Genomic DNA, 5,057 nt, shown 5'->3' on the forward strand with positions numbered 1-5,057 from the left:
CGCGGCCGACAGCGGGCGGCACGCCGCGGGGCCGCAGGACGGCCCGTCCCACGCCCAGACCGCGTACCACCGACCCCGGCAGGACGCCGACGACGCCGACGAGGAGGTCGACGAGGAGGGGGAGGCGCTCGCCGCCGTCTCCGAGATCTGGCCGACGTTCTCCGGGCAGCCCATCGCCGGCCAGCCCTACACGGCACCGGCCCAGCCACAGACCTCGAAGACCAGGTTGAACGAGAAGTACACCTTCGACACGTTCGTCATCGGCGCGTCGAACCGGTTCGCCCACGCCGCGGCCGTCGCCGTGGCCGAGGCGCCGTCCCGCGCCTACAATCCGCTGTTCGTCTGGGGCGAGTCCGGGCTCGGCAAAACCCACCTGCTGCATGCGGTCGGTCACTACGCGCAGCGACTGTTCCCCGGGATGCGGGTGCGGTACGTGTCGACCGAGGAGTTCACGAACGACTTCATCAACTCGCTGCGGGACGACCGCAAGGTGGCCTTCCAGCGCCGCTACCGCGACATCGACATCCTGCTCGTCGACGACATCCAGTTCCTCGAAGGCAAGGAAGGCACCCAGGAGGAGTTCTTCCACACCTTCAACACGCTGCACAACGCGAACAAGCAGATCGTGGTCTCCTCCGACCGGCCGCCGAAGCGGCTGGAGACCCTGGAGGACCGGCTGCGGACCCGGTTCGAGTGGGGACTGATCACCGACATCCAGCCTCCCGAACTGGAGACCCGCATCGCGATCCTGCGGAAGAAGGCGGCGCAGGACCGCCTCGCCGTGCCCGGGGAGGTGCTGGAGTTCATCGCGACCCGGATCGAGGCCAACATCCGTGAGCTGGAGGGGGCCCTGATCCGGGTCACCGCCTTCGCCTCGCTCAACCAGCAGCCCGTCGACGTCGGGATCGCCGAGATCGTCCTGCGTGACCTGATCCCGGACTCCCAGGCCCCGGAAATCAGCGTCACCACGATCATGGGCGTGACGGCCGAGTTCTTCGACGTCACGATCGAGGACCTCACCGGCTCCGGCAAGACCAAGGCGTTGGCCACCGCCCGCCAGATCGCGATGTACCTGTGCCGGGAACTGACCGACATGTCACTGCCCCGGATCGGCCAGAACTTCGGCGGACGCGACCACACGACGGTCATGCACGCGGACAAGAAGATCCGCAAGGAGATGGCCGAGCGGCGCCGGATCTACGACCAGGTGCAGGAACTGACCTCCCGCATCAAACAGCGCGCCCGGCAGTAACCGCACCCACCCCACCCCACCGCACACCGCGCGTCTCAGGACCCCGGCGGCAACGCCCCGGGGGGTTCCGTCCGCTCCGCCCCCGGCGATCCTTGGCGACCCCGGTGACTCCCGGAAGTCCGCCCGTCGCCCCGGAACTCACGTTTCAAAATGAGTCGGCGCACCCCGTCCATGATCCACTTTGGCCGGTCGGGGGACGTTGTCCACAGCCGGAGCGAGCGGAAGCCGCTCCGTCCCCACCCGGCCTCACATGCGAGTACCGACGGGTATCCACAGGCGTCCACAACCCGCCCACACCGGGTCCACAGCCCCTCCACAGCTGACCCGGGGTTTGCCCACATTTCCTTCCACAGCAACGATTTTTCACTCGTTCCGGGGGAGCGGCGGCCGACAGCCCGGTGGGCAACCTGGGTACAACTCGGGCCCTGTCTGGGGACGGAGCTGTGGATGAACAAGGCCGACTGTGGATGAATCGCGGACGCCGCCGAACCGTCCACCGACCCGCCGAGTTGTCCACCGACTCTCCCCAGGGTGCGTCCACACCCGGTCACCCGACGTGACCTGCGACGAAGACGGCTGTCCACACAACCCACAACCCCTACTGTTACGGCTGTCCTTCTTCTCTTCTTGGGAAGGAGAGAAAAACAGGGGTGAGGCGAAGCTGGGGACAACCGGCTCCACGAAGACCCGGCCCGACATGACGCCCCCGAGCGGGACGCTCTACCGTGGGAGTCCACACGCCGGTCCGGTCGGCAGGTCCCGGGCGCCGCCCGATGCCCGCGGGCCCGGTACCCGGCCACCGGGCGGACCCACAAAGCCACACCCGGCTCGCGTGTTCGCCCGCACCGGGCACGATCACCGGAGCGGTTTGTCGATCCCACGAGCACCAACCGGCTCGCCGTCGAAAGGATGGGCACATGAAGATCCGCGTCGAGCGTGACGGACTCGCCGATGCCGTCGCCTGGGTGGCCAAGAGCCTGCCGTCCAGGCCGCCCGTTCCCGTCCTCGGCGGTGTGCTGCTCGACGCGGCGGGCGACGACGACACGCTCACCGTCTCCGGCTTCGACTACGAGGTCTCGGCCACGGTCGGCATCGACGCGACGATCGGCGACGGCGGCCGCACGCTGGTGTCCGGCCGGTTGCTCGCCGACATCACCAAGGCACTGCCCGCGCAGCCGGTCGACATCTCCGTCGAGGCCGCCCGCGCCACCATCACCTGCGGGAACGCGAAGTTCAGCCTGCCCACCATGCCAGTGGAGGACTACCCGCAGCTGCCCTCCCAGCCGGACCTCGCGGGAGAGGTCACCGGCGACTCCTTCGCCCAGGCCGTCGCGCAGGTCGCCGTCGCCGCGGGCAAGGACGACACCCTGCCGATGCTGACCGGCATGCGCGTCGAGATCACCGGCGAGACCCTCACGCTCGTGGCCACCGACCGCTTCCGGCTGGCCATGCGCGAGTTCACCTGGCAACCCACCGAGGGCCTCAGCGACGCCGCGGTGCTGGTGCCCGCCCGCACCCTCGCCGACGCGGCCAAGTCCCTCGGTTCCTCCGGTGGCAACGTCCAGGTCGGCCTGGCCAGCGGGGACGGCCTGCTCGGCCTGTCCGGTGCGGGCAAGTTCACCACCACCCGCCTGCTGGACGCCGAGTTCCCGCCGTACCGCAAGCTGCTGCCGGACCAGTACAGCGCCCGTGCCGTGCTCGGGGTCTCCGCGCTGAACGACGCGATCAAGCGCGTGTCGCTGGTGGCCGAGCGCGGCACCCAGATCCGCATGGAGTTCGGCGACGGCCTGCTGCGGCTGTCCGCGGGCGGCGACGACGAGGGCAGCGCCGAGGAGGAACTGCCCGTCGACTACGAGGGCGAGCCGGTGACCATCGCGTTCAACCCGGGCTACCTCATCGACGGCCTCGGCGCGCTGCACGCCGACCGGGCGGAGCTCACCTTCACCACCCCGAGCCGGCCCGCGCTGCTCAAGCCCGCCGACGGCAACGGCGACGTCATTCCCGGCTACCTGTACATGCTCATGCCGGTGCGCCTGCCCGGCTGAGCCGGGTCCTCGGGCGACGGCGGGGCGGAACCCCCGGCACGGGCGAACGGACGACGGAGGAGCACGCCGATGGCACAGCTCGGACTCGTGGGCCTGGGCAAGATGGGCGCCAACATGCGCGACCGCGTACGCGCGGCGGGGCACGAGGCCGTGGGGTACGACCGGGATCCCGACCTCACCGACGTCGCGTCCCTGGCCGACCTGGTGGCCGCCCTGCACGCGCCGCGGATCGTGTGGGTGATGGTCCCCGCCGGGGAACCCACCCGGAACACGATCACCGAACTCGCCGGGCTGCTGGAGGCCGGCGATCTGCTGATCGACGGGGGGAACTCGCGCTACACCGAGGACACCGGGCACGCCGCCCTGCTCGCGCGGCAGGGCATCGGCTACCTCGACGTCGGGGTGTCCGGCGGGGTGTGGGGCCGGGAGAACGGTTACGGCCTCATGGCGGGCGGTTCCGCCGAGGACGTCGCCAGGGCGATGCCGATCTTCGACGCGCTCCGCCCGGACGGTCCCCGCGCGGAGGGCTTCGCCCACGCGGGTGATGTCGGCGCAGGGCACTACGCGAAGATGGTGCACAACGGCATCGAGTACGGCCTGATGCAGGCCTATGCCGAGGGCTTCGAACTGCTCGACGCCTCCGATGTCGTCACCGACGTGCCGGCCGTCGTCAAGGCCTGGCAACGCGGCACCGTAGTGCGGTCCTGGCTGTTGGAGCTGCTGGTGCGCGCTTTGGACGAGGACCCCGGACTGGACGAGCTGGAAGGTCACGTCCAGGACTCCGGCGAGGGCCGTTGGACCCTGGAGGAGGCGGTGAACAACGCCGTGCCCGCACCGGTGCTGTCCGCCGCGCTGTTCGCCCGGTTCGCCTCCCGGCAGGAGGACTCCGCCGCGATGCGGGCGGTGGCCGCGCTGCGCGAACAGTTCGGCGGACACGCCGTCCGCCGGGCGGGCACCGACACGGAGGTCGCCGACTAGGTGTATCTGCGGCACCTCCAGGTCACCGACTTCCGTTCCTGGGAGCACGTGGACCTGCCGCTCGACCGCGGGCCGACCGTGCTGGTCGGCCCGAACGGGCGGGGAAAGACCAACCTGCTCGAAGCCGTCGGATATGTCGCGACCCTCGGCTCCCACCGGGTCTCCAGTGACACCCCGCTCGTCCGGCACGGGTGCGAGCGCGCACTGGTGCGGGCCGCGGTGGTCAACGACGACCGCGAACTGACCGTCGAGCTGGAGATCGCACCGGGCCGGGCGAACCGTGCCCGGATCAACCGGGGATCGGTCGGCAGACCCCGGGACGTGCTCGGCATCCTGCGCACCGTGCTGTTCTCCCCCGAGGACCTCACACTGGTGCGGGGCGACCCGGACCAGCGGCGCCGGTTCCTCGACGAACTGCTCGTCCTGCGCGCGCCCCGGTACGCGGGGGTGCGTGGGGAGTACGACCGGGTGCTGCGGCAGCGCAACGCCCTGCTGAAGAGCGTCGGAAAGAAGGGCGGCGGACGCCGCCGGTCCCCGGATGCGGCCGGGGCCAACGACCCGTACGTGGCGTCGACCCTGGAGGTCTGGGACAACCATCTGGCCACGGCGGGTGCCGAACTACTCGCGGCCCGGCTCAACCTGGTGGCCGACCTCGCCCCGCACGTGCGCAGCGCGTACGCCGGGGTGGCGCCCGACTCGCATCCGGTGGGGCTCGACTACCGCTCCAGCCTCGGCGAGGCCCTGCCCGGCGGGTACGGCACGCCGGACGGGCCGCGTGCCGA

Annotated in this window: 4 protein-coding genes; all 4 read left to right on the forward strand. The window is 70.8% G+C overall.

The features are described 5' to 3' along the window. Nucleotides 1–1,252 (forward strand): chromosomal replication initiator protein DnaA (dnaA, locus tag SACHA_RS22385; RefSeq protein ID WP_232211896.1); only part of this gene is annotated, 1,252 nt, incomplete at its 5' end. 917 nt (nucleotides 1,253–2,169) lie between these two features. Further along, nucleotides 2,170–3,297, forward strand: a complete 1,128-nt coding sequence (gene dnaN, locus SACHA_RS0114990) for a DNA polymerase III subunit beta (RefSeq protein WP_019810991.1) — start codon at nucleotides 2,170–2,172, stop codon at nucleotides 3,295–3,297. Nucleotides 3,298–3,366: 69 nt separating this feature from the next. Then, nucleotides 3,367–4,275, forward strand: a complete 909-nt coding sequence (gnd, locus tag SACHA_RS0114995; protein ID WP_019810992.1) for a phosphogluconate dehydrogenase (NAD(+)-dependent, decarboxylating) — start codon at nucleotides 3,367–3,369, stop codon at nucleotides 4,273–4,275. Next, nucleotides 4,276–5,057: DNA replication/repair protein RecF (gene recF / locus SACHA_RS25585; RefSeq protein ID WP_019810994.1), on the forward strand; the 782-nt coding region annotated here is incomplete at its 3' end.

The sequence above is a fragment of the Saccharomonospora halophila 8 genome, assembly GCF_000383775.1.
In the GTDB taxonomy this organism is placed as follows: Bacteria; Actinomycetota; Actinomycetes; order Mycobacteriales; family Pseudonocardiaceae; genus Saccharomonospora; species Saccharomonospora halophila.

What these genes read in the sequence shown, in the direction of transcription:
- dnaN (WP_019810991.1), top strand. Translation starts at nt 2,170, where the DNA reads ATGAAGATCCGCGTCGAGCGTGACGGACTCGCCGATGCCGTCGCCTGG.
- gnd (WP_019810992.1), top strand. Translation starts at nt 3,367, where the DNA reads ATGGCACAGCTCGGACTCGTGGGCCTGGGCAAGATGGGCGCCAACATG.